Source organism: Poseidonocella sp. HB161398 (assembly GCF_005870025.1).
Classification (GTDB): domain Bacteria; phylum Pseudomonadota; class Alphaproteobacteria; order Rhodobacterales; family Rhodobacteraceae; genus Mangrovicoccus.
This window is the reverse complement of record NZ_VATA01000008.1, coordinates 104,454-127,104: the sequence shown is the minus strand read 5'-3', so window position 1 is coordinate 127,104 and position 22,651 is coordinate 104,454. Positions and strand designations below refer to the sequence as shown.

Below are 22,651 nucleotides of genomic sequence, written 5' to 3'. Positions count from 1 at the left end.
ACCGATCCCCTGTCCAACGCCAAGGCAGGGCCTCGCGCCAGAGGCTGGCGGGCCGTTCCGGCTCCGGGAGGCGGGACAAGCCGGCGCGAGAGGTGCCCCCGCCCCGGCGGCGCCGGTCAGAAGAGCCCGGCTTCCTTGGCGATCATCGCCGCCTGGGTGCGGTTCGAGGCGCCGATCTTGCGGTAGAGCGTCTTCATGTGCAGCTTCACCGTCGGCTCGCGCAGGTCGAGATCGCGGGCGATCTCCTTGTTGGACTTGCCCTGGGTCAGCCCCTCGAGCACCTCCATCTCGCGCCGCGAGAGCTGGTCGGAGAGCGGATTGGCCGCCTCCTCCTCGCCGCCGCCGCGCATGAAGTCGAGCGGCGCGTACTGCTCGCCCATCGCCATGAAGCGGATCGCGTTGACCAGCGACTTCGCCGAGAGCGTCTTCGGCAGGAAGCCGGCCGCGCCGCGGGCCAGCGCCTCTTCGGCGATGTCGCGGCTCGCCGTGCCGGAAATGATCGCCACATGGGTGGCACCGGGCGCCGCGCGCATGCGGTCGAGCCCCGCCAGCCCGTCCATCCCCGGCATCGAATAGTCGAGCAGAACCAGGTCGTAGCCTTCGCGCTGTTCCGCCATTTCGATGGCCTCGCCGAAATTGCGGGCCGTCTCCGCCTCCATCCCGTGCTCCTGCGACAGGAACATGACAAGCGTGTCCCTCAGCAGGTCGTGATCATCGGCGATGAGAATGCGCATGTCCGGCTCCGTAGAATGTGCCCGCAGACGCAAAATGCGTCCGATCAGATGTTAACGATTTTCGGGGCCGCCTCAAGCTGGCGAATGCGCAAGTGGCCACACCTGCTGCGTTTTTCCCTCACTTGGCCCTCTCGCAGCAGCGGTGCGTTCCTGCACCCGTCCGGATAGTATCTCCTATCCTTTTGGATAGAAAGGACTATCCGCGCCGTCTCGGCTCCGGGCGGATGGCGCCGCCGCGATCCGCCCGGGCGCTGTTTCTGTCCTGTCGCGGCATTGAGCAAAGATGCCTCGTTGTCGCATGTCTGCCGCCAGATTTTAACGCAGGACCGAAACCGATGACTTACGCCAGCCGTCTTTCCGCCGATTTCCCCATGCCCGCAGCCATCGCTCCGGCGCTGCCCGCATCGCTTGGAACTGCCCGGATTCTCGACCTGGATCTGGTTTCGGATGCCGGTGCTTCGGTGATCGCCCACCTGCTGCGCCCCGGACGGCGTAGCCGCGTCGCCTTCGTGAACGCGCATTGCTGCAATGTCCGTGCCCGCGATCCCGGCTATGCCGACGCGCTGGAGACCGCCGACCTGCTGCTGCCCGACGGCATCGGCGTCGAGCTGGCCGGGCGGATGCAGGGGCTGCGCCTGAAGGAGAACCTCAACGGCACCGATTTCGTCCCCGCCCTGCTGCGCGAGGCGGCAGAGCGCGGCATGACCGTCTTCCTGCTCGGCGCCGCTCCGGGCGTGGCCCGCGACGCCGCGGACCGGCTCTGCCGCGACATTCCGGGGCTGCGCATCGCCGGCACCCGCGACGGCTACGAGGGCATGCGCGACGAGGCGGACGCGATCGACGAGATCAACCGCAGCGGCGCCGACATCGTGCTGGCCGCGCTCGGCGTGCCGTTCCAGGACCTGTGGCTGGCGCGCAATGCCCGCCGCCTGCGGGCCCGCATCCTGATGGGGGTGGGCGCGCTCTTCGACTTCCTCTCCGGCCGCGTCCGCCGCGCCCCGGAGGCCCTGCGCAAGGCGCGGCTGGAATGGGCCTGGCGCCTGGCCGGCGAGCCGCGCCGCCTGGCGCGCCGCTACCTGGCCGGCAATGCCGCCTTCCTGGCGCGCGCCGCCCGCCATGCCGCCGGCCGCGCCGACCGCAGCGAGATGGTGCGCCGCGGGCTCGACATCGCCATCGCCGGGACGGCCCTGGCCGCGGCGCTGCCGCTGGGCCTCCTGGTCGCCGCCGCAATCCGCGTCGAAAGCCGCGGCCCGGTCTTCTTCCGCCAGACCCGCGTCGGCCGCGACGGCCGGGACTTCACCATGTTCAAGTTCCGCTCCATGCATGCCGATGCCGAGGCGCGCCGCGCGGCGCTGCTGGCGCAGTCGGACCGCGAGGGCATCTGCTTCAAGGCCCGCCACGATCCGCGGATCACCCGCGTCGGGCGGCTCCTGCGGCGCTACTCGATCGACGAGCTGCCGCAGATCCTCAATGTGCTGCGCGGCGAGATGTCGATCGTCGGCCCCCGCCCCGCCCTGCCCGAAGAGGTGGCCGCCTATGACGGCCGCGCCCGCGGCCGGCTGGCCGTGCGCCCGGGGCTGACCGGCCTCTGGCAGGTCTCGGGCCGGGCCGAAATCGGCTTCGACAAGATGATCGACATGGATCTGGCGCAGATTTCCGCCCGGTCGCTGCTGCTCGACCTGCTGCTGATCGGCATGACCGCCCGTGCGGTCCTGGGCGGCCGCGGCGCCTACTGACGGCGCCGTCCGCCCCCACCGGACCGGTCCTACCCGAAAGGATAGCCGGTCTGTGCCAATGCCTCCCGCCCTCCCGGCGGGGGCCGTGCTAGAAATATCGGTGCAAGGATAAGGAGTCCCGTATGACCCGCACCCGCTTCGCTTCCGCCGTCCTGGCCGCGCTCTGCCTCGGCCTGAGCCCTGCCATCTCCGGCGAACTGCCCTCTCCGGAAGACGATATCGTGCTGCGCGTCACCGGCCAGATCACCCAGACAAACGCCAATGGCGCTGCGGAATTCGACATGGCGATGCTCCAGGGCATGCCCGTCGAGAAGATCGAGACCACCACCACCTGGACCGAGGGCGTGCAGACCTTCACCGGCGTGCCGCTGGCCGCGCTGCTGGAAGCCGTCGGCGCCAGTGGCAGCGCCGTCAAGGCCACGGCGGTCAACGACTATGCCGTCGAGATCCCCTCGGAGGACTGGGAGAAGGGCGGCCCGATCATCGCCTACCTGCATAACGGCAGCACCATGTCGCTGCGCGGCAAGGGCCCGCTCTGGATCATCTACCCGTTTGATTCCGACCCCGCATTCCAGTCCGAGCTGATCTATGCGCGCAGCATTTGGCAGCTCGACAGGATCGAAGTCCTGAAGTAGAAAAGTACTGTCGAAATGGCTGTTGAGGAGGACGATGCTCTGGCCGACGCTCTCGGCAGGCAGCGGACACGGTCCCGGCTATGGACCGGTCTCACGGCACTGTCGCTGGTGCTGTGCATCGGACTCGTCGCTGGCCTGGCCGGCGTGATCCTGCGCGAGATCGACGAGCTCTCGACCGCCAATTCCGACAACCTGCAATGGACCTTCTCCCAGGCCGACGTGGAATTCCTGAGATTCCAGCGGACCTTGGAGCGTGCCGCGACGGGCCGCGCCGATGTCGGCGCCGTCCGCCGCCGCTTCGACATCTTCTACAGCCGGATGACGACGCTTGAGACCGGCGAGATCTTCTACGAGCTGCGCGAGGATCCCGAATTCGCCGCCGCCCAGGCCAAGGTCGCCGCCTTCCTCGAACGCACCGCCGCCGCAGTCGATTCCGGCGATGCCGCGCTTGCGGCCTCCCTGCCCGATCTCGTCAGGGACGCGGATGCCGTCGAGCACCAGGTGCGCACCGTCTCGATCGCCGGGCTCTCCATCTTCGCGGCGGTCTCGGACCAGCGACGCACCGACCTGACGCGCTCGCTGACCCTGGTCGCGGCGGTGCTGGGCGTGCTTCTCAGCGGGATGGCGGTGATGGCCGCCACGCTCTTCGTGCTCGGCCGCATGGCCGAGGACCGAACCCGCGCGATGCAGCAGACCGCGGCGCGGATGCGGATGATCGTCGAGACCTCGCATGACGCGATCATCGTCGCCGATGCCGCCGGGCGGATCGAGGAGTTCAACCCCGCCGCCGAGCGCATCTTCGGCTATTTCCGCTCCGAGGCGCGCGGCCGCCGCGCGGTGGAGCTGCTCTTCCCGCCCGACACCGCCGACGACCTGAACCGCAACCGCCTGCACTTCCTCTCCGAGGACCGCCGCCCCGAGCCGAACGAGCGGCAGATCGAGGTGACGGCCGTCGACAGCATGGGCCGCCCGGTCCCGGTGGAATTCTCGGTCGACCGCGCCGAGCAGGAGGGCGGCAACTTCTTCGTGGCGCTGATCCGCGACATCACCCGGCGCAAGGAGGCCGAGGCCGAGCTGACCGAGGCGCGCGACCGCGCGCTGGCGGGCGAGCGGACCAAGGCGGAATTCCTGGCGGTGATGAGCCACGAGATGCGCACGCCGCTCAACGGGCTGCTCGGCTCGATGGAGCTGCTGCGCGACCATGCGATGACCGAGAGGCAGAGCGAGCTGCTCGACCGGATGCAGAGCTCGGGGCGCAGCCTGCTGGCGCTGGTCAACGACGTGCTCGACCTGGCGAAATTCGAGGCCGGCAAGATGGAGCCGGAGAACCGGCCCTTCTCGATCAGCCGGCTGCTCGACGGCGTGGTCGAGACCGCCGCGCCGCTGGCCGCGGCCAATGGCAACACGCTCGGCTGGGACTGGGCGAGCGTGCCGCTCGAGGGCGCAAGCGGCGATCCCCGGCGGCTGCGCCAGATCCTGCTGAACCTGGTCGGCAACTCCGTCAAGTTCACCCGCGGCGGCAGCGTCGATATCGAGGCCGAGATCACCGGCCCCGGCGGCGGCATCCTCGAAATCCGCGTCATCGATACCGGCATCGGCATCTCGGCCGCCAATCTGGAGCGGATCTTCAACGATTTCGAGACGCTCGACTCCTCCTATGCCCGCCAGGCCGGCGGCACCGGCCTGGGGCTGGGCATCTCCCGCCGACTGGCGGAGCTGCTTGGCGGCGAGATCGGCGCCGAGAGCGAGCCGGGCGAGGGCAGCCTGTTCTGGCTGCGCGTCCCGATCACGCCGCTGCGCGAGCTGCCGCTGCGGCCGGCCGAGGAAGTGGCGCTCCGCCCCTCGCCGGGACGGTCGCTCGACCTGCTGGTGGTGGAGGACAACGAGATCAACCGCTTCGTCGTCCGCCAGATGCTGGAGGCCGACGGCCACCGCGTGACCGAGGCGGTCGATGGCGGCGCCGGGGTGGAATGGGCCGCGGCGCACCGCTTCGACGCGATCCTGATGGACATCTCGATGCCGGTGATGGACGGGCCCGAGGCGACCCGGCGGATCCGCACCGGCGGCGGCGCCTCGGCCAATGTGCCGATCGTCGCCGTGACCGCCCATGCGCTGCCCGCCGAGATCGCGCGCTTCCGCGAGGCGGGGATGGCGCATTGCCTGTCGAAGCCGATCGACCGCCAGTCGCTGGCCGCCACCCTGGCCGAGATTTCCGAGGGCGGCTTCTCCGGCGTTCCCGCCGCCGCGGAACCGGTCGCGGAGCCGGTGATCGACGCGGGCCAGCTGGGCGCGCTCTGCAGCCAGCTCGGCGCGGCAGCCGCCGCCCAGCTCTTCGAGCGCTTCGTGGCAGAGACCGACGGAACGATCGACACGCTGGCCGGGATGGCGCCGGATTCGCCCGATCTTGCCGCGACGGCGCATAGCTGCGCGGGCAGCTGCGCGACCTTCGGCATGGCGGCGCTGCGCGGCGCGCTGGCGCGGATCGAGACCTCGGCCAAGACCGGGCGGCCGATCCCGCCCGCCGAGCTGGAAGCGCTTCCCGCGCTCTGGGCCGACAGCCGCGCCGCGGGCGAGGCGCAGATGCAGCGGCTGGCCGCCTGAGGCGGCTGCCGCCCGCCGCGCGCCGAAATAGCCCTTTCGGCGACAGGGGACGGGGGCAAAAGGGGCCGGGGCAAATCCGCAAAATGGTCCCGGAGGCGGCGATGCTCTTTCGATCCTCCGGCCTGCCTTTGCCGAATCCGGACCGATTTCCCGAACGGCACCGCCGCGGAATCCCCTGTCGGCAGCCTGCCGGGCCTCAGGGCGCCAGCACCGCCACCGCCCCGGCGAGGCCGAGGATCTGCAGGACATCGCGGATATTGGTGACGCTGCTGTCATAGCAGGCGATGGAGTCGCCCGGCAGCAGATAGGGATCGTAGTCATCGCGGTCAGCGCGGGTGCGCATCACCTCGACGGGCCGGTCGATCACCACCGAGACATCGGTCACCGGATTGCGCGAGAACAGCGCCGCATAGCGGTCGGCGCTGGTCGCGCGCGAGCCGCCGACGCAGTTGGTGTTCACCACCGCCTGCATGAAGCGCGTGCCGTAGGGATACTGGCGGACCTCCTGGCCGATGGCGGAGGCGGCATTGCCGGTGGCGGGCACGGTGACATTCGACAGGTAGACCGAGATCCCGGGCGGGCTGACCGGGCTCGGCGCCATCAGCTCGTCCTGGAAGCAGCCGCGCGAGGGCACATGCACCGCGTCGCCGGCGATCAGCATCACGTCGTCGAAGGCGCGGCCGCGGGTGATGCCGCCGAGATCGACCGCATAGGTGCGCCCGCCGCGGGTGATCCGCACCGAGGACAGATCCGCATCGGGGCGGATGCCGCCGGCATTGCGCAGCGCGACCGAGAGGTTGCGCGCCTCCGTCGAGGCGCCAAGCGCCGCCTGGCGGCGGCTGTCCACCTGGTCGCCCGGCACGCCGCCGATCTCCAGCGGCTGCGGCTCGAAGACCGCGCCCGAGACCGTCACCCGGATCGGCGCGTAGTCGATCAGCAGGAGCGAGGCGACCGGGGGCACCTGGTAGAAGCCACCATCGATCAGCGCCGCCTCGATATCGGCGCGCACCGCTTCGGTGCTGCGGCCCTGGGCGGGGACCGGCGGCAGGTAGGGCAGTTTCAGGAAGCCGTCGCGCGAGACAACGTATTCGCCGGTGAAGGTGTCTTCCTCGGGCAGGCGGAAATCCAGCAGGTCGCCGCGCGACAGCGCCTCGCCCGCAAGCGCGGCAGGCACGCCGGCATGGACGGTCTTGCCGCCCGCCGCCGCCGCGCCGCCATCGGCCGCGGAGGCAGGCGCCCGGCAGGCGCGGGCATTCAGCGCGGGCGCGCGCAGCACCGGTACGGAATCCTTCGGCACGCCCTCGAACTGGCGGTACTGCGCCTGATAGGCGGCCCCGGCATCGGCATGCTCGATATTCTGCGCGCCGCGCGGCGCGGAGCAGGCCGCGAGAAGAGACAGCGCCAGGACCCTGGCACCTACTGTGCTGCGACGCTCCGGCAAGGCTCGGGGCTCCTTCCGCTCAACTGGCCGCTCGACTGGCTGCTCACATCTTCACTTCTTTTCGTCTCGCTCCCCACTGGATAGCGCCGCCCGGACCCGGCCGTCCACTCTCCCAGCGGGGAGCGCGGCAATCCGTTCGGATAGGTCCGTGATCTGTTGCGCCATTGCACCCTCCCACCGCGCAGCGGATTTGGCGCGCCGCCTGCGATATTACCATGTTCAGCAATTTCACCCCGCAGCACCGCCCCGAAACGCAATCTCACGAAAGGACCGCAGCCATGACCGCGCCCACGACCATGTCCCGCATCGCATGCCGCCTGCGGCCCGGCTCCTTCGGCAGCCACCTGGCAGCCTACTGCCTGTCGGGCGTCGCGGCAAAGGCCTCGCGGCTCTTCGTGGTGGTCGCGGTGGCGCGGACCATGGATGCCAGCGCGATCGGCATCGCCGCCGCGGCCATCGCCGCCGCCGACATCCTCAAGGCCCTGACCGAGAACGGCGTGGGCCAGCGCATCATCGCCGCCCCGGAGGACGAGCTGGAAGCCACCTGCCGCACCGCGCAGACCCTGTTCCGCCTCTGGTGCGGCGGGCTCTTCGCGCTGCAGGCCGCGGTCGCCCTGGGCATCTGGCTTGCCACCGGCAACGCGCATCTGGCGATGCTCGTCGTGATCCTGGCGGGCGAGTACCTCTTCATGCCCGAGGGGCTGGTGCAATGCGCGCTGGCGATGCGGGCCGGCAAGATGCGCGAGACCGCCGCCATCGCGGCGGGCCAGGTCGTCGGCGCCAACCTGCTCTCGGCCGCGCTGGCCTTCACGATGCCCGGGCCGATGGCGCTGGTGCTGCCGCGCCTGCTGGCCGCGCCGATCTGGCTGCTGGCGATGCGCCGGCTGCATCCCTGGCGGCCCGACCGCCGGGTGCGCCCCGCGCCGCTCGCTCCCTTCCTGCGCTACGGCCGCGCCGTGCTGGGCACCGAGGTGATCCGCGCCGCCGCGCCGCAGACCGACAAGCTGGTGGTCGGCGCAATGCTGGGACCGGAGGCGCTGGGGTTCTACTTCATGGCCTTCAATGCCGGGCTGGGCCTCGCGGCCTCCTTCGCCCAGGCCTTCTCCACCGCGCTCTTCCCGCATCTGTGCCAGGCGCCCGACCGCGCCCAGGCGCTGCGCCAGGCGGTGACGCTGAGCCTCTGCGTGATCGCCCCGGCGGTGATCCTGCAGGCCCTGGCCGCGCCCTATTACGTGCCGCTGCTCTTCGGCGAGGGCTGGGACGGGATCGAGACCGTGGTCTCCGTGCTCTGCCTGGCCGCCATCCCCGCGGTGCTGTGGCAGGGGGCCGCCCAGTGGCTGCGCGCCGAGGACCGGCCGCAGGACGAGCTGGCGCTGACCGCGCTGCTGTCGGTGGCGCTGACCGCGAATGCCGCGCTGCTGGCCTCTTCGGGCGTCGCCGCCATCGCCTGGGGCTACCTCGCCATCTCCACCGTGATCCAGGTCGCCGCCGCGCTGCCGGTGCTGGCCTCGGCCTTCCGTCCCCTCCGTGCAAAGGCAATCTGACATGCCGCGCTTCTCGATCATCGTCCCCGCCTTCAACGCCGCCGGAACGCTCGCCGAGACGCTGGAGAGCTTCCGCGCCCAGACCCTGGCCGACTGGGAATGCCTGATTGTCGATGACGGCTCCACCGACGCGACCGGCGAGATCATCGCCGCCGCCGCCCGGATCGATCCGCGCTTCCGCCAGGTGGCCCGCCGCGGCCGCGGACCGAGCGCCGCGCGCAACGCAGCCGCCGCCGAGGCCGATGGCGACTTCCTCGCCTTCTGCGACGCCGACGACCTCTGGACGCCGGAAAAGCTCGCCGCCTGCGCGGAGGCCTTCGCCGATCCCGGCCTCGACGCCTGCTTCGGCCGGGTCGCCTTCTACGACGGCGAAGAGACCGGCACGGTCTCCTCGCTGCCCGCCGGTCCGCTCGAGGTCGGCATGCTGCTGGGCGAGAACCCGGTCTGCACCATGTCGAACCTGGCCGTGCGCCGCGCGGTCTTCCGCGCCACTGGCGGCTTCGACACGCGGATGGTCCATAACGAGGACCTCGAATGGCTGATCCGGCTGGCCGGGACCGGCCACCGGGCCGAGGGGATCGACGCGGTTCTGGTGAAGTACCGCAATTCGCCGACCGGCCTCTCCTCGGAGCTGGCGCGTATGCGCGCCGGGCGCGAGGCGGCCCTGCGCAGCGCCGCCGAGCTGGGCTTCCGCCCGCGCCGGAAGGACGAGGCGGTGCATTTCCGCTACCTGGCGCGGCGCGCGCTGAGGATCGACGCCCCGAATGGCGAGGCCCTCCGCCTGGCGCTGCGCGGCTTCTTCGCCAGCCCGGCCGGCTTCCTCTCGGAGCCCCGCCGCGGGCTCCTGACCCTCTCCGGCGCCCTTCTGGCGCCGCTGCTCCCGCGGCGCCTCCGGCGCAGCCTCTTCGCATCCTGACAGGAGACATGACCATGCCTATCGCTTCGATCGTCGTGCCCGCCTACAACGCTGCCGCGACGCTGCCCGAAACCCTGTCGAGCCTGCTCGCGCAGACCTTCTCCGATTACGAGATCGTCGTTGTCGACGACGGCTCCACCGACCGCACCGCCGCCATCGCGCGCGCCTTCGGCGACCGCCGCATCCGCCTGGTGCAGCAGCCGAACCGCGGCCTGGCCGGTGCCCGCAACAGCGGCATCGCCGCCGCGCGCGGACGCTATATCGGCTTCTGCGATGCCGACGACCTTTGGCGCCCGGGCAAGCTGGCCGCGCATGTCCGCCATCTCGAGACGCGCCCCGAGGTCGGGCTCAGCTTCTCCGGCTCGGCGCTGATCGACGAGACCGGCACCCGGCTGCGCAGCGCCCAGCGGCCGCGCCTCGCGGGCATCACCGCCGCGCATGTCTTCCTGCGCAACCCGGTCGGCAACGGCTCGGCGCCGGTGCTGCGCCGCGAGGCGCTCGACGCGATCGCCTTCCGCCCGGCGGACGAGACCCTGCGCGACTGGTGGTTCGACGAGAGCTTCCGCCAGTCCGAGGACATCGAGTGCTGGCTGCGCCTGGCGCTGACCACCGACTGGGAAATCGAGGGCGTGCCCGGGCTGCTGACCTGCTACCGCATCGCCGGCGGCGGCCTCTCGGCGGCAACCGGCCGCCAGTTCGACGCCTGGGAGCGCATGGTCGCCAAGCTGGAGCCCGCCGCGCCGGACTTCTTCGCCCGCCGCGCCCCGGCCGCCCGCGCCTACCAGCTGCGCTACCTGGCGCGCCGCGCGGTCAGCGCCGGCGACGCCACCCAGGCGCGCGCGCTTCTCGCCCGGTCCTTCGCCGCCTCGCTGCGGCCGCTGGCCGAGGAACCCGTCAAGACCGCCGTCACCGCCGCGGCGGCCCTGTTCCTGTCCCTGGCCGGGCCCGGCGCGATCGCCGCGCTCCAGCCCGTCCCCGTCCGCCACCGCAGCCGCTGAGCCGGAACCCGAGGAGAAAGCCGATGCAGACCGTCCTCCACCTCGTCGATGACCGCAATCCCGGCGGCGTCACCCGCTATCTCGACTTCATCGCCGCCGATCCGGCGATGTCCCGCCTCGCCCGGCACGAGATCCGCCACGTCTCGCGCAGCCGTCCGGCGGCCACCGACCTCTCGGGCGCCGACGTGATCGTCTCGCACCTGGCCATCAGCTGGCGCGGCCTGCCCGGGCTGATCGCGCTGCGCGCCCGCACGGCCGACCGGCGGCTGATCCATGTCGAGCACAGCTACTCGGCCGGGTTCACCGCGCATAACGTCCGCTCGCGCCGCCGCTTCCGCACGCTGCTGAAGACCGCCTATGCGCTCTTCGACCAGGTCGTGGCGGTCAGCGGCACCCAGGGCCGCTGGCTGGAGCGGCGCGGCCTGGTCGCGCCCGAGGCGCTGACCGTGATCCCGCCCTGCGTCGATCTCGCGCCGTTCCGCGCGCTGCCGCGGCCCGAGGGCCCGCTGCGGGTGCTGGCCGCGATCGGCCGCTTCGACCGCCAGAAGGGCTTCGACCTGCTGCTGCGCGCCTTCCGCGAAGTGCCCGGCCCCGAGCTGCGCCTGCACCTGATCGGCGACGGGCCCGAGCGCGCCCGCCTCGAGGAGATCGCCGCGGGCGATCCGCGGATCGTCTTCAAGGGCTTCGCCGAGGATGTCGCCACGGCGCTGGCCGGGGCGGATGCCGTGGCCATGCCGTCCCGCTGGGAGCCCTATGGCCTGGTCGCGCTGGAGGCGATGGCCGCGGGCCGTCCGCTGCTGGCCGCGCCGGTCGACGGGCTCTGCGACCATGCCGCCGCCGGCGCGATCGCCGTGGCGGAACAGACCCCGGCCGCCTGGCGCGAGGCGATCCTCGCCCTGGCCGAAGGCCGCAGCGCCCCCGTCCCCCTGGGCCGCGCTGCCTTTGCCGAAGCCGCGACCGCGGCCGGCTGGCGCCTGCTGCTGGCCGAAGTGCCCGCGGCGGAGCTGGCCGAAGCGTAATCCCCCGCGTGCGGGCGGTGCCGATACGCCGCCCGCGCGCTCAGCGGCCCAGGCCGCTGCTGCCGGTCGCGCTCATGGCGCGGCTCGGACCCCAAGTCCCAAAACCCGAGCTCTGCCGGCGGTTCCGGCCGCCGGCGAGGATGGGACCAGTCGGGCGGCAAGAAGAGTTCCCCCCAAGACTCGCATGCACGCGGTCCGGCTGGTCCCTGTCCCCTCCCGGAGGGCTCAGTCCGGTTTCAGCGAGACATAGCCGTAGCCCGGCGCGCCGCGCATCCCCTCGGGCTTGCGGAAGGCGCCGTAGCAGGCCCAGCGGTTCGCCCGCCAGACATAGGGCGTGATATCCCCCGCCATGATCCCGGCCGCCTTGGCCGCCCGCGCGAAGGGCAGCACGACCTTGTCGGCGATCCCGCCGATATACCGGCTGTCCTGCAGCTCGCAGCCGAAGGACAGCGCCAGCCGGTAGAAGGCCGCCGGGCTCCAGGGCCGGACATGGGTGGGATCGTCCCAGAAGGAGAAGAAGTTCCTGTTGCGGTAGTCCGGATCGCTCTTGACCAGGGCGGCATTGTCCGAGGGCGACTCGATATAGGCCAGCCCGCCCGGCTTGCAGATGCGCATCAGCTCCTGGAAGAACACGGTCGGGTTCTGGACATGCTCGATCACATGCGAGGCGACGACGAAATCGAAGCTGTCATCCTCGAAGACCGTCCGCGAGGTCTCGTAGTCGAGCAGCCCGAATTCGACGCCCTCGGGGCGGGTGTCGGGCTCCTTGAAATCGGCCGCGTAGTGGCGCAAGTCGCCGCGCAGGGCGGAGGCGCGCTTGTGCAGGTCGAAGCCGAAGCAGCCATAGTCGAGCACTTCGGCCCGTTCCGGCAGGGCCCGGACCATGTCCTCGAGCTTGCCCCCAGTCTGCGGTCCGAAGACCCCGCGCGATCCGACGTTCCGTTTCACCTGCATTCGCCCCTGAACTGGGCTGAACGCCCACTAGCACTGCACTCCGGCAGCGGCCCCGGCCTGTCTTTCCTCCCGGAGCCGCCCCTGATTCCAACGATCCTTCGCATCTTAATACCTTCGGAATCAAGGCGATCCGTCAGGCCGCAGGCGATCCGTCCGCGACGTGCTCCGCAAGGACACACTGCGCCCGGCGCCGGTCGCCCGTGGCCGCCCGTGGCCGCATGGCGCGGCGGAAAATCCCCCGGCTGTTTCATTCCTGTCACGATCCGCTGCTACCGGCTGCCGGACTGCAACCGCGACCGAAAGGGATCCCCCATGCGCCTCGCCCTCGCCGGCCTCGCCGCCGCCCTGCTCTCCAGCTCCGCCCTCGCCCAGGACGCCACGGGCAGGCTGGTGCTCTACACCTCGCAGCCCAATGCCGATGCCCAGGCCACTGTCGATGCCTTCGAGGCCGCCCATCCCGGCGTCGAGGTCGAGTGGATCCGAGACGGCACCACCAAGATCATGGCCAAGCTGCGCGCCGAATTCGCCGCCGGCGCGCCGCAGCCCGACGTTCTGCTGATCGCCGACAGCGTCACCATGGAGGGGCTCGAGGCCGAGGGGCGGCTGATGGCCTATCCCGGGGCGGATGTCTCGGCCTATGGCGACGGGCTGATGGATCCCGAGGGCCATTATTTCTCGACCAAGTTGATCACCACCGGCATCGTCTACAATACCGGCGCGCCGATGGTCCCCGCCTCCTACCGGGACCTGCTGAAGCCCGAGGCGAAGGACCGGCTGGCCATGCCCTCGCCGCTGACCTCGGGCGCGGCGACGATCCACATGGATGCGATCACCGCCGATGACGACCTCGGCTGGGACTACTACCGCGCGCTGGCCGCGCAGGGCGCCAATCCGCAGGGCGGCAATGGCGGCACCTACCAGGCGGTCGCCGGCGGCGAGAAGCTCTACGGCTTCGTCGTCGACTACCTGCCGATCCGCGAGAAGGCCAAGGGCGCGCCGGTGGCGTTCGTCTTCCCCGAGGAGGGCGTCTCGGCCGTGACCGAGCCGGTGGCGATCCTGTCGACCGCGCAGAACCCCGAGGCGGCGAAGGCCTTCGTCGATTTCCTGATCTCGCGCGAGGGCCAGGAGCTGGCCTCCTCGATGGGCTACCTGCCCGCCATGCCGGGCGTGACCCCGCCCGAGGGCTTCCCGCCGGTGGAGGAGATCAGGCTCCTGCCCTTCGACCCGGCCGCGGCGCTGGCCGGAGACCGGGCCGCCAAGGAGATGTTCACCGAGATCTTCGGCGGCTGATCCGCCGTCCCGGCCCGCGCGGGAGCCTCCCGCCGGGCCGCCTTCCGCACCGGAGAAGAGCCGCCATGAAACGGCCCCCCCTTCCCTCCGGCGAGCTGCTGGTCCTGCTGATCGCGGGCCTGGCCGCCCTCGCCCTCTTCGCCTGGCCGCTGGGCCTGCTGCTGCGCACCGCGCTCATGCCCGAGGGCGCGCTGTCGCTCGCGCCGCTGGCCGGGCAGCTCGGCCGGGCCCAGACCCTGCGGGCGCTCTTCCATTCGCTCGACAGCGCGGCCTCTTCGGCGCTGTTGTCGCTGGTCCTCGGCACGGCGGTGGCGCTGCTCGTCGGGCTGACGGATCTGCGCGGCAAGGGGGTCTTCACCTTCCTGCTGCTGATCCCGATGATGATCCCGCCGCATGTCACCGCCATCGCCTGGATCCAGGCGATGGGGCCGTCGAGCCCGCTCTTGAAGACGCTGGGCCTCGCGCCGCCGCTGGGCAGCACGCATCCGCTCTATTCCCGCGGCGGCGTGATCCTGCTGCTGGGCCTGCAGCACATGCCGCTGGTCTTCCTCGTCGTGCTGGCGGCGCTGCGCGCGCTGCCGCGGGATCTGGCGGAGGCCGCGCGGATCGCGGGCGCCCGGCCGGCGATGCTGCTGCGGCGGATCGTGCTGCCGCTCCTGGCCCCCGCGCTGATCGCCGCCGCCGCGCTGGCCTTCGTCTCGGCGCTCGGCAATTTCGGCATCCAGGCGCTCCTGGGCATTCCGGCGCGCTACATCACTCTGCCGGTGCTGATCTGGCAGCGGCTGGCGAGCTTCGGCCCGAGCGTTCTGTCGGATGTTGCCGTGCTGGCGGCGCTGCTCGGGGCGGTGGCCGTGGCGGTGCTGCTCCTGCAGTCGCGGCTCCTGCGGCGGGCGGGCAGCGCGCTGGCCGGGAGGGCACAGGCGCCGCTGCGGATCGCGCTCGGGCGCGGACGGCTGCCGGCCGAGGCGGCGCTCGGGCTCCTGGTGCTGGGGACGCTGGTCCTGCCCTTCTGCGCGCTCTTCGCGACCGCGCTGGTGCCGACCTACGGGGTGGCGCTGACCCGCGCGACGCTGACCTGGGAGAATTTCGCCGAGGTGCTGCTGCGCCAGGAGGTGACGCTGCGCGCCTTCGCCAATTCGCTGGGCACCGCGGCGGCCGCGGCAGGGGCCTGCGCGCTCGGCGCGGTCGTCCTCGCCCGGCTCATGGCCTCCCCGGCGCGGCGCATCCGCCAGGGCGGCACGGCGATGGCGGGGCTGGCGGAGACGGCCTATGCGATCCCCGGGCTGGTGATCTCGGTCGCCTTCATCCTCGCCTTCCTGCGGCCGCTGCCGCTGCTGGGCCTGTCGCTCTACAACACGCTGGGGATCATCTTCCTGGCCTATCTCTGCGCCTTCTTCGCGATCGCGCTGAAGCCGGTCTCGGCGGCGGTCGCGCAGCTCGACCCGGCGCTCGAGGAGGCGGCGCGGATCGCCGGGGCGGGGTACCTGCTGCGGCTGCGCCGCACCGTCCTGCCGCTGATCGCCCCGGCCGCGGCCTCGGGGGCGATCCTGGTCTTCCTGACCGCCTATAACGAGGTGACGGTCTCGGCGCTCCTGTGGTCGAGCGGCAACGAGACGATCGGCACGGTGATCTACAATTACGAGGATGGCGGCGACACGGTGCTGGCGGCGGCGATGGCCTCGGTGACGGTGGCGGCGACGGTGGCGCTGATGGGGCTCTTGGATCTGCTGGGACGGCGGGCGCCGCCCGGGGTGGTGCCCTGGCGGTTCTGACCGGCGCCGGAGGCTCCCGGTCCGGGGCGGTTCCCCCTCACCCCGGCCCTCTCCCCGCGGGGGAGAGGGAGGCCGCGCCGCTCAGCCGGGCAGCACCCAGCCATGGGTCACGCGGACCGGCAGGGTCTCGCCCGCGCGCAGGCGCTGCGGCAGCGCCAGCGGCAGCGGGGCGGAGAGGCCCGGCATGTCGAGGAGGCCTTCCCAGACAGCCCCGCGATAGGTGGCCTCGCGGACCCGGCCCGGCACGCCTGCCGGATCGGGGCGCACCGCGCCGGGACGCACCAGCAGCTGCACCGGCCCCTCCGCCTGGCCCGGCTGCGCCTCTGCCGGGATCTCCAGCGCCCCGGCCCGCGCGATCCCGCCCTGCCAGAGGGCACCGACAAGCGACCCCGCGCCGATGAAGCCCGCGACCGCGGCCGAAGCCGGGCGGTCATGCAGCTCCTGCGGGGCGCCGAGCTGCAGGAAGCGCCCGTCCTGCATCACCGCCATCCGGTCGGCCAGGGCCATCGCCTCGCGCTGGTCATGGGTGATGTAGACCGTCGTCGCGCCGGAGGAGCGGTGGAAGCGCATCAGCTCGCGCTCCATCGCGTCGCGCAGATGCGGGTCGAGATTGGCCAGCGGCTCGTCCATCAGGATCGTCGCCGCCCCGCCCGCCAGGCAGCGCGCCAGCGCCACCCGCTGGCGCTGGCCGCCCGAGAGCTCCGCGGGCCTGCGGTCCGCATGGGCCCCGAGCTCCACTGTTTCGAGGCGCGGGCGCGCCGCCTCTGCCGCGCGCGCCCGGCCCAGCCCGGAGGCTTCCAGCGGGAAGGCGACATTGCCGAGCACGCTCATATGCGGCCAGAGGGCGTAGGACTGGAAGACGACACCGGTGCCGCGCGCCTCGGGCGAGACGAAGACGCCCTCGCCTGCCACCAGCCGGCCGCCGAGGCGCAGGCTGCCGCGGCTCGGCCGCTCGAGCCCCGCGATCAGCCGCAGGAGGGTGGACTTGCCGCAGCCCGAGGGGCCGACAATGGCGAAGAGCTCACCCGGCTCCAGCCGGAAGCTGACCGCGTCCACCGCCGTCTGCGCGCCGAAATCGCGGCCGAGCCCGCATGCGTCGATTCCCATTCTCCGTCCCCTTTCCGCCGTGCCGGTCCGGCCTTCTGCCACAGGCCTGTAACCGGAACTTGACAGGGACCGCAGCGGGGCGGCGCAAGGCTGGCGACCGGCACCTGCATGCAGCGGGCCATTCATGCCGGAAAATCATCGCATGATACCAGTGCTTTATTTTTTGCACATAGTTGCAAATTGTCATGCCCCTGTCATCTCGGCGGCCTAGAGCTCGGCCCCGAACCACGAGGCGGGAGCGACATGACGGCACTGACACGCACAGAGGCAGCAGGGCAGCGGGGCGCGAGGCTCCGCCACCGCATCGCAGTCGCCCGCCAGGATCCGACCCTGCTGATCGGGGTGGCGCTGCTGGCGCTGTTTCTCGGGCTGATCGTGGTGCCGGTGGTCTCGATCTTCTCCGACATGTTCCTGACCCAGACCGGCGACGCGGCCCGCACCGGCAGCCCGGAGGGCAGCTGGACCGGCTACTATCTCGACCGCGCCTTCGCCTCGCGCATGTCGCAGATCATCTTCTGGACGCCGCTGAGGAACACGCTGGCCGTGGCCGGGACCGCCACGGCGGCGGCGCTGGCGATCGGCACGCTCATGGCCTGGCTGCTGGTGCGCTCGGATCTCGCCGGACGGCGCTGGCTGGCGACCGCCCTGGTGATCCCCTTCATGCTACCCGCCTGGACCTTCGCCCTGGCCTGGACGGTGCTTTTCAAGAATGCCACCACCGGCGGCCAGCCCGGCTGGTTCGAGGCGATGGGCGCGGATCTGCCCGACTGGGTCTCCTACGGCGCCTTTCCGACCATCGTCATCATGACGCTGAACTTCATCCCCTTCGTGATCCTGCTGGTCGGCAATGCGCTGCGCCGCTTCGACAGCCAGCTGGAGGAGGCGGGGCGGATGCTGGGCGCAGGGCGGCGCACCGTGGCGCTGCGCATCGTCTTCCCGCTGATGCGCCCGGCGGTGATGTCGGCCTGCCTGCTGATGTTCGCCGATGCGGTGGGCGAGTTCTCGGTGCCCTACGTGCTGGGCCTGCCGGTGCAGTTCGAGACGCTCGCCACCTCGCTCTACCGCGCGATCAACACCCAGCAGAGCGGCATGGCCGCGGTCTTCGCCGGGGTCATCATGCTGGTCGGCATCGTCACGCTGAGCCTCGACACCTGGATGATGCGCGAGGCCCGGCGCTTCGCCACGGTCGGCGGCAAGGGCGCGATGGAGCGGCGCCAGGGCCTCGGGCTGCTGGGCTATCCGGCGCTGGCGCTGGCGCTGGGACTGGTCTTCGTCGCGGTGATCCTGCCTTTGGGCGCGCTGGCGCTCTCGACGGTGATGCGCCTGCCGGGGCGGTTCGAGTGGTCGAATTTCACCCTCGACTACTGGATCGGCAGCGGGCTCGGCACGATCGCGCTGCAAACCGGCATCCTGCGCGCCCCGGAATTCTGGGCGGCGGCCTGGAACACGGTGCGGATCGTCGGCACCGCCTCGCTCTGCGCCGGGCTGCTGGGGCTGCTGACGGGCTATGCCGTGACCCGCTCGCCGCTGCGCGGGCTCGGCACGGCGCTGCGGCAGGTGACCTTCTTCCCCTATCTGGTGCCGGGGATCGCCTTTGCCGCGGCCATGCTGTCGCTTTTCGCGGTGCCGCACGGCCCGCTGCCGGCGCTCTACGGCACGCCCTGGATCCTGCTGCTGGCGCTGATCGCCGACCAGATGCCCTTTGCCTCGCGGGCCGGGATCTCGGCGATGACCCAGCTCGGCCGCGATGTCGAGGAAAGCGCCCGCGTCGCCGGGGCGGGCTGGCTGCGCCGGATGGGCGCGATCATCCTGCCGATCCAGAAGGGCGCGCTGGTCACGGCGATCCTCATGCCCTTCATCTCGGGGATCAAGGGGGTCAGCCTCTTCGTCATCCTCGCCGTTCCCGCCACCGACGTGCTCACCACCTATTCGCTGCGTCTCGTCGACTACAACTACACCCAGGCCGCCAATGCCGTGGTGCTGATGATCGCGCTGATCGCCCTGCTGGGCACGCTGGCGATCAACCGCGCCACCGGCACCGGGCTGGCCCGGGGACTGGAGAGCTGATCCATGCCGACCATCCATCTCGACACGCTCGTCAAGCGCTACGCCAAGGGGGCCGCCCCCGCCGTCGACGGCCTCTCGCTCAGGATCGAGGACGGGTCCTTCACCTGCATCCTCGGCCCCTCGGGCTGCGGCAAGTCCACCATCCTGCGCATGCTCGCCGGGCTGGAGACGCTGAGCGCGGGCGAAATCCGCATCGATGGCCGCGTGCTCGACAGCATCGCCCGGGGCATTTTCGTGCCGCCGGAGAAGCGCGGGCTGGGGCTGGTCTTCCAGTCCTACGCGCTCTGGCCGCACATGACGGTGGCGCAGAACATCGCCTTCGGGCTGAAAGTGGCGCGGATGCCGGCCGCGAAACGCCGCGCGCGGGTGGCCGAAATGGTCGCCACGCTGCGAATCGAGGGGCTTCAGGACCGCTATCCGGCGCAGCTCTCCGGCGGGCAGCAGCAGCGCGTGGCGCTGGCGCGGACGCTGGCGCTGACCCCGGGGGTGCTGCTGCTCGACGAGCCGCTCTCCAATCTCGACGCCGCGCTGCGGCTGACCATGCGCACCGAGCTGGCGCGGCTGCACCGCGATTTCGACACCACCATCGTCTTCGTCACCCATGACCAGTGGGAGGCGATGACGCTGGCCACGCATATCGCGGTGATGTCGAAGGGCCGGCTGCAGCAATACGGGCAGCCCGACGAGATCTACAGCCGCCCCGCCAACCGCTTCGTGGCCGAGTTCATCGGCAACCCGCCGATCAACCTGATGCCCGCCGACTGCGACACCGCCCGCGCGCTGACCGGCGCGGCGCGCCATGCCGCGCTGCCCGCGGGCGCGACGCTGGGGCTGCGCCCCGAGGGCATGGTGCTCGGCAGCCGCGAGCGGCCCGGCGCGGTGCCCGCGATGATCGAGGCGATCCTGCCCACCGGCGGCGCCTGGCTGATCGAGATGCGCTGCGCCGACGCCTCCGGCCCGCGGCCGCTGATCCACACCACGCAGTCCCCGCCCGCCTGGCGGCCGGGCGACGCGGTCTACCTGGAGCCCCGCCCCGAGGCGCTGCACCTCTTCTGTCCCGAAGGCCGGCGGCTCGCCGGCAGCCGGGACCCGAGCGCGTCCCCCGCAGACGCGCCCCTCCGCTCCCGCGCTGCCGCGGGGCCGGCCTGACCATCCCCCTTCTCCATTCCGATAGGATCGCGACATGAAAACGACCCTGGCGACCGCCCTGCTCTTCTCCACCGCGCTGGCCGCGCCCGTGCTGGCCGGGGGCTTCGACGAGGCCGCCCTGCTCGCGGCGGCGAAATCCGAGCCCGCGCTGACCGTCTACGACTCCACCGGCAAGATCCGCGAGCAGGCCGAGGCCTTCGCCGCCAAGTACGGGCTGGAGGCGACGGGCATCAAATCGAAGGCCGCCGCCACCATCAAGATCGTCGCGGGCGAGGCGCAGGCCGAAAACGTGCAGGCCGACGTGGTGCTGGTCTCCGACCTGCCCGCCGCCACCGCGCAGCTGATCGAACCGGGCTATGCCGCAAGCTACCTGCCCGAGGACATGGCGGCCAAGATCGCGCCCGGCCTGCAGTCGCCGCTGATCGTCTCGCGCGAGCCGGTGGTCTGGACCTACAACACCGCGCTGAACGACGCCTGCCCGGTCGACAACATCTGGGCGCTGACCGAGCCCGCCTGGCAGGGCCGCGTCTCGATGCCCGATCCGCTGGCCAAGTCGATGTACACCGACTGGTTCAACCAGCTCGCCATGCACCATGACGCCGAGATCGCCGCCGCCTACCAGGCGCATTTCGGCACGCCGCTGGAAACGGAATTCGACAGCGCGACCGAGGCCTTCGTCGTCGCGCTGGCCGCGAACCAGCCGCTCCTGACCAATTCCGACAGCGACGTGGCGCTGGCCGTGGGCGCCCCCGACGCGACGGAGAACTTCCTCGGCATCATGTCGACCGCCAAGTACCGCGAGAACGAGAACGGCATGAAGCTCGGCATCTGCGCCTCGATGCAGCCGATGGTCGGGCTGCTCTATCCGAAATTCATGCTGGTCACCGAAGGCACCGACAGCCCGAATGCCGCGAAGCTCTTCGTCCACTACATGCTGACCGCCGAGGGCTGGGCGCCGCAGGCGATCGACGGCAAGATCTCGGCCAATCCCGAAAACCCGATCCCCGCAGGCGAACCCTCGGGGATGGAGGCGCATCTGGACGGCATGCTGGGCTATGCCGCCGCCACTTCGGGCGACGACTGGGCCAGCCGCCAGGACTGGCAGGACATCTGGGCGCTCGCCCGCGCGGGCCAGATGACCCAGTGACCCTGCTTTCCGCGGGCGGGCCGGAGATGTTCCGGCCCGCCCGCCCTGCAAGATGAAAGACCGCAATTGACCGAGACCGACACAATTCCCGCCGCGCCCGCGATCGACCTCGACGCGCGCGAGGCCTTCCTGCGCGCGCTCATGCCCCGCGCCGCCGCCCGCGCCCGCGAGGGCTTTGCCCGCCGCGACGCGGCCGGCTTCGAGATGAAGGGCCCGCAGGATTTCCTGACCGAGACCGATCTGGCGGTCGAGGCGCTGATCCGCGGCGAGATCGCCCGCGCCTTTCCGCAGGACGCCATCCTGGGCGAAGAGGGCGGCGGCACGCCCGGCCGCGCCACCTGGGTGATCGACCCGATCGACGGCACCGCGAATTTCGCCCGCGGCGTGCCGCATTTCTGCGTCATCCTGGCCTTCTGCCTCGAGGGCGAGTGCCTGCTCGGCGCGATCCACCAGCCGGTGCTCGATGACCTCTACCTCGCCCGCAAGGGCCGCGGCGCCACGAAGAACGGCCGGACGATCCGCGCCGCCGCGACCCCGGCGATGGACGCCGCCTGCATCGAGATGGGCTGGTCGCGCCGCCATGCCGTCGACCCCTATCTGCAGGCGCAGCGCCGCGTGCTGGCCGAGGGCGCCAATATCCGCCGCGCGGGCTCGGGCGGGCTGGCGCTGGCGCATGTCGCCGAGGGCTGCTCGGACGGCTATCTGGAGATCGCGATGAACAGCTGGGACTGCGTCGCCGGGCTGCTGATGGTCGAGGAGGCCGGGGGCCGCGTCGCCCGGGGCCCCGCAGGCGCCGCCGGTCTGGCCGCGCTGCGCCCGGTCCTTGCCGCCGCCCCGGCGCTCGCCCCCGCCCTGGCCGCGGCCTCGGCCGCTCCTGTCGCATTGAAGGAACCGGCCGCGTGAACGATCTCGACATTTCCGCCATCAAGGACATCTTCGCCCGCGAGGATGCCGCCCGCGCGCCGATGCACCTGGTCCATGCCGACCTGCATGGCACCGGCACCGGCCTCTATGTCGGCAACAAGCAGGCCGCCTCGGATCCGGCGCTGCTGGCGGCGCACGGGATCGGCGCGGTGCTGAACTGCGCGGTCAATCTCGACATCAACATGGCGACCCGTCCCGACCCGGAGGCCCGCGCCCTGCCCTTCGGCTGGGGGCCGGTGCGCTACTACAAGCTCGGCATCGTCGACGGGCCGGGCAACCCGGCCTCCATGCTGCTGGCGGGCTACTACCAGCTCAAGGGGCTGATCGAGCAGGAGCTGCCGCAGAAGGCCAGCTATCCCTGGCCCGCGGGCGGCTCGGTGCTGGTCAACTGCCGCGGCGGGCGCTCGCGCTCGGTGACGCTGGTGGCGCTCTTCCTGCATCTGGAATGCCCCGGGACCTACCCGACGCTGCAGGCGGCGATCGACCATATCCGCGTGGCCCGCGAGCTGCAGCCGCAGGAATGGCCGCAGGCGCCCAAGCAGGTTCTGGTTGATGCGGCCCAGTGGTCGGCCGATATGGTGCGGATGATCGCGCCCCATCTGCCCCGGAGCTGAGCC

At 71.6% G+C, this 22,651-nt stretch carries 18 protein-coding genes; 14 read left to right on the top strand and 4 right to left on the bottom strand.

Going from position 1 to position 22,651, the window contains the following annotated elements:
* Window positions 1–116: 116 nt before the first annotated feature.
* The gene (locus FGX59_RS08930; protein ID WP_138466183.1) at window positions 117–734 is read right to left on the bottom strand and encodes a response regulator transcription factor; all 618 of its coding nucleotides are present in this window, start codon (window positions 732–734) and stop codon (window positions 117–119) included.
* 335 nt (window positions 735–1,069) lie between these two features.
* Here FGX59_RS08930 and FGX59_RS08925 point away from each other — a divergent pair, with 335 nt between their 5' ends.
* The 3 genes from FGX59_RS08925 (at window position 1,070) to FGX59_RS08915 (ending at window position 5,706) form a co-directional block, all read left to right on the top strand.
* Window positions 1,070–2,470 (top strand): WecB/TagA/CpsF family glycosyltransferase, encoded by a 1,401-nt coding sequence (locus tag FGX59_RS08925; RefSeq protein ID WP_240722338.1) that lies wholly within the window; start codon window positions 1,070–1,072, stop codon window positions 2,468–2,470.
* Between the two features lie 122 nt (window positions 2,471–2,592).
* On the top strand, window positions 2,593–3,105 hold the full coding sequence (locus tag FGX59_RS08920) for an oxidoreductase (RefSeq protein WP_138466182.1): 513 nt from the start codon (window positions 2,593–2,595) through the stop codon (window positions 3,103–3,105).
* A 15-nt stretch (window positions 3,106–3,120) separates the two neighbouring features.
* Window positions 3,121–5,706 (top strand): PAS domain-containing hybrid sensor histidine kinase/response regulator, encoded by a 2,586-nt coding sequence (locus tag FGX59_RS08915; protein WP_138466181.1) that lies wholly within the window; start codon window positions 3,121–3,123, stop codon window positions 5,704–5,706.
* A gap of 196 nt (window positions 5,707–5,902) precedes the next feature.
* Here FGX59_RS08915 and FGX59_RS08910 read toward each other — a convergent pair whose 3' ends face one another.
* The gene (locus tag FGX59_RS08910) at window positions 5,903–7,147 is read right to left on the bottom strand and encodes a polysaccharide biosynthesis/export family protein (RefSeq protein ID WP_138466180.1); all 1,245 of its coding nucleotides are present in this window, start codon (window positions 7,145–7,147) and stop codon (window positions 5,903–5,905) included.
* 278 nt (window positions 7,148–7,425) lie between these two features.
* Here FGX59_RS08910 and FGX59_RS08905 point away from each other — a divergent pair, with 278 nt between their 5' ends.
* From FGX59_RS08905 to FGX59_RS08890, 4 genes are read left to right on the top strand one after another with little or no spacing between them, the layout of a single operon-like run.
* Entirely contained in the window at window positions 7,426–8,691 is a 1,266-nt protein-coding gene (locus FGX59_RS08905; RefSeq protein ID WP_138466179.1) for an oligosaccharide flippase family protein, read from the top strand.
* A 1-nt stretch (window position 8,692) separates the two neighbouring features.
* Window positions 8,693–9,607, top strand: a complete 915-nt coding sequence (locus FGX59_RS08900) for a glycosyltransferase family 2 protein (protein WP_138466178.1) — start codon at window positions 8,693–8,695, stop codon at window positions 9,605–9,607.
* Window positions 9,608–9,621: 14 nt separating this feature from the next.
* Window positions 9,622–10,605: a glycosyltransferase family 2 protein gene (locus tag FGX59_RS08895; RefSeq protein WP_138466177.1), complete on the top strand. Its 984-nt coding sequence runs from the start codon at window positions 9,622–9,624 to the stop codon at window positions 10,603–10,605.
* Window positions 10,606–10,628: 23 nt separating this feature from the next.
* The gene (locus FGX59_RS08890; protein WP_138466176.1) at window positions 10,629–11,624 is read left to right on the top strand and encodes a glycosyltransferase; all 996 of its coding nucleotides are present in this window, start codon (window positions 10,629–10,631) and stop codon (window positions 11,622–11,624) included.
* A 225-nt stretch (window positions 11,625–11,849) separates the two neighbouring features.
* Here the strand turns inward: FGX59_RS08890 and FGX59_RS08885 are convergent, their stop codons facing one another.
* The gene (locus FGX59_RS08885) at window positions 11,850–12,572 is read right to left on the bottom strand and encodes a bifunctional 2-polyprenyl-6-hydroxyphenol methylase/3-demethylubiquinol 3-O-methyltransferase UbiG (protein ID WP_206078326.1); all 723 of its coding nucleotides are present in this window, start codon (window positions 12,570–12,572) and stop codon (window positions 11,850–11,852) included.
* Window positions 12,573–12,890: 318 nt separating this feature from the next.
* Here FGX59_RS08885 and FGX59_RS08880 point away from each other — a divergent pair, with 318 nt between their 5' ends.
* On the top strand, window positions 12,891–13,868 hold the full coding sequence (locus tag FGX59_RS08880; protein ID WP_138466174.1) for an ABC transporter substrate-binding protein: 978 nt from the start codon (window positions 12,891–12,893) through the stop codon (window positions 13,866–13,868).
* Between the two features lie 65 nt (window positions 13,869–13,933).
* Entirely contained in the window at window positions 13,934–15,640 is a 1,707-nt protein-coding gene (locus FGX59_RS08875; RefSeq protein WP_138466173.1) for an iron ABC transporter permease, read from the top strand.
* A gap of 81 nt (window positions 15,641–15,721) precedes the next feature.
* Here the strand turns inward: FGX59_RS08875 and FGX59_RS08870 are convergent, their stop codons facing one another.
* A complete protein-coding gene (locus tag FGX59_RS08870; RefSeq protein ID WP_138466172.1) occupies window positions 15,722–16,747 on the bottom strand; it encodes an ABC transporter ATP-binding protein in 1,026 nt (341 codons plus the stop codon).
* A gap of 243 nt (window positions 16,748–16,990) precedes the next feature.
* Here FGX59_RS08870 and FGX59_RS08865 point away from each other — a divergent pair, with 243 nt between their 5' ends.
* The 5 genes from FGX59_RS08865 (at window position 16,991) to FGX59_RS08845 (ending at window position 22,648) form a co-directional block, all read left to right on the top strand.
* A complete protein-coding gene (locus tag FGX59_RS08865) occupies window positions 16,991–18,814 on the top strand; it encodes an iron ABC transporter permease (RefSeq protein ID WP_138466171.1) in 1,824 nt (607 codons plus the stop codon).
* Between the two features lie 3 nt (window positions 18,815–18,817).
* Window positions 18,818–19,963, top strand: a complete 1,146-nt coding sequence (locus FGX59_RS08860; protein ID WP_138466170.1) for an ABC transporter ATP-binding protein — start codon at window positions 18,818–18,820, stop codon at window positions 19,961–19,963.
* Between the two features lie 34 nt (window positions 19,964–19,997).
* Window positions 19,998–21,110: an ABC transporter substrate-binding protein gene (locus FGX59_RS08855; RefSeq protein WP_138466169.1), complete on the top strand. Its 1,113-nt coding sequence runs from the start codon at window positions 19,998–20,000 to the stop codon at window positions 21,108–21,110.
* A gap of 66 nt (window positions 21,111–21,176) precedes the next feature.
* The gene (locus FGX59_RS08850) at window positions 21,177–22,013 is read left to right on the top strand and encodes an inositol monophosphatase family protein (protein ID WP_240722336.1); all 837 of its coding nucleotides are present in this window, start codon (window positions 21,177–21,179) and stop codon (window positions 22,011–22,013) included.
* Window positions 22,010–22,648, top strand: coding sequence for a dual specificity protein phosphatase (locus FGX59_RS08845; protein ID WP_138466168.1), 639 nt, complete (start codon window positions 22,010–22,012; stop codon window positions 22,646–22,648). Before FGX59_RS08850 ends, FGX59_RS08845 begins: the two co-directional genes overlap by 4 nt.
* Window positions 22,649–22,651: the final 3 nt, after the last annotated feature.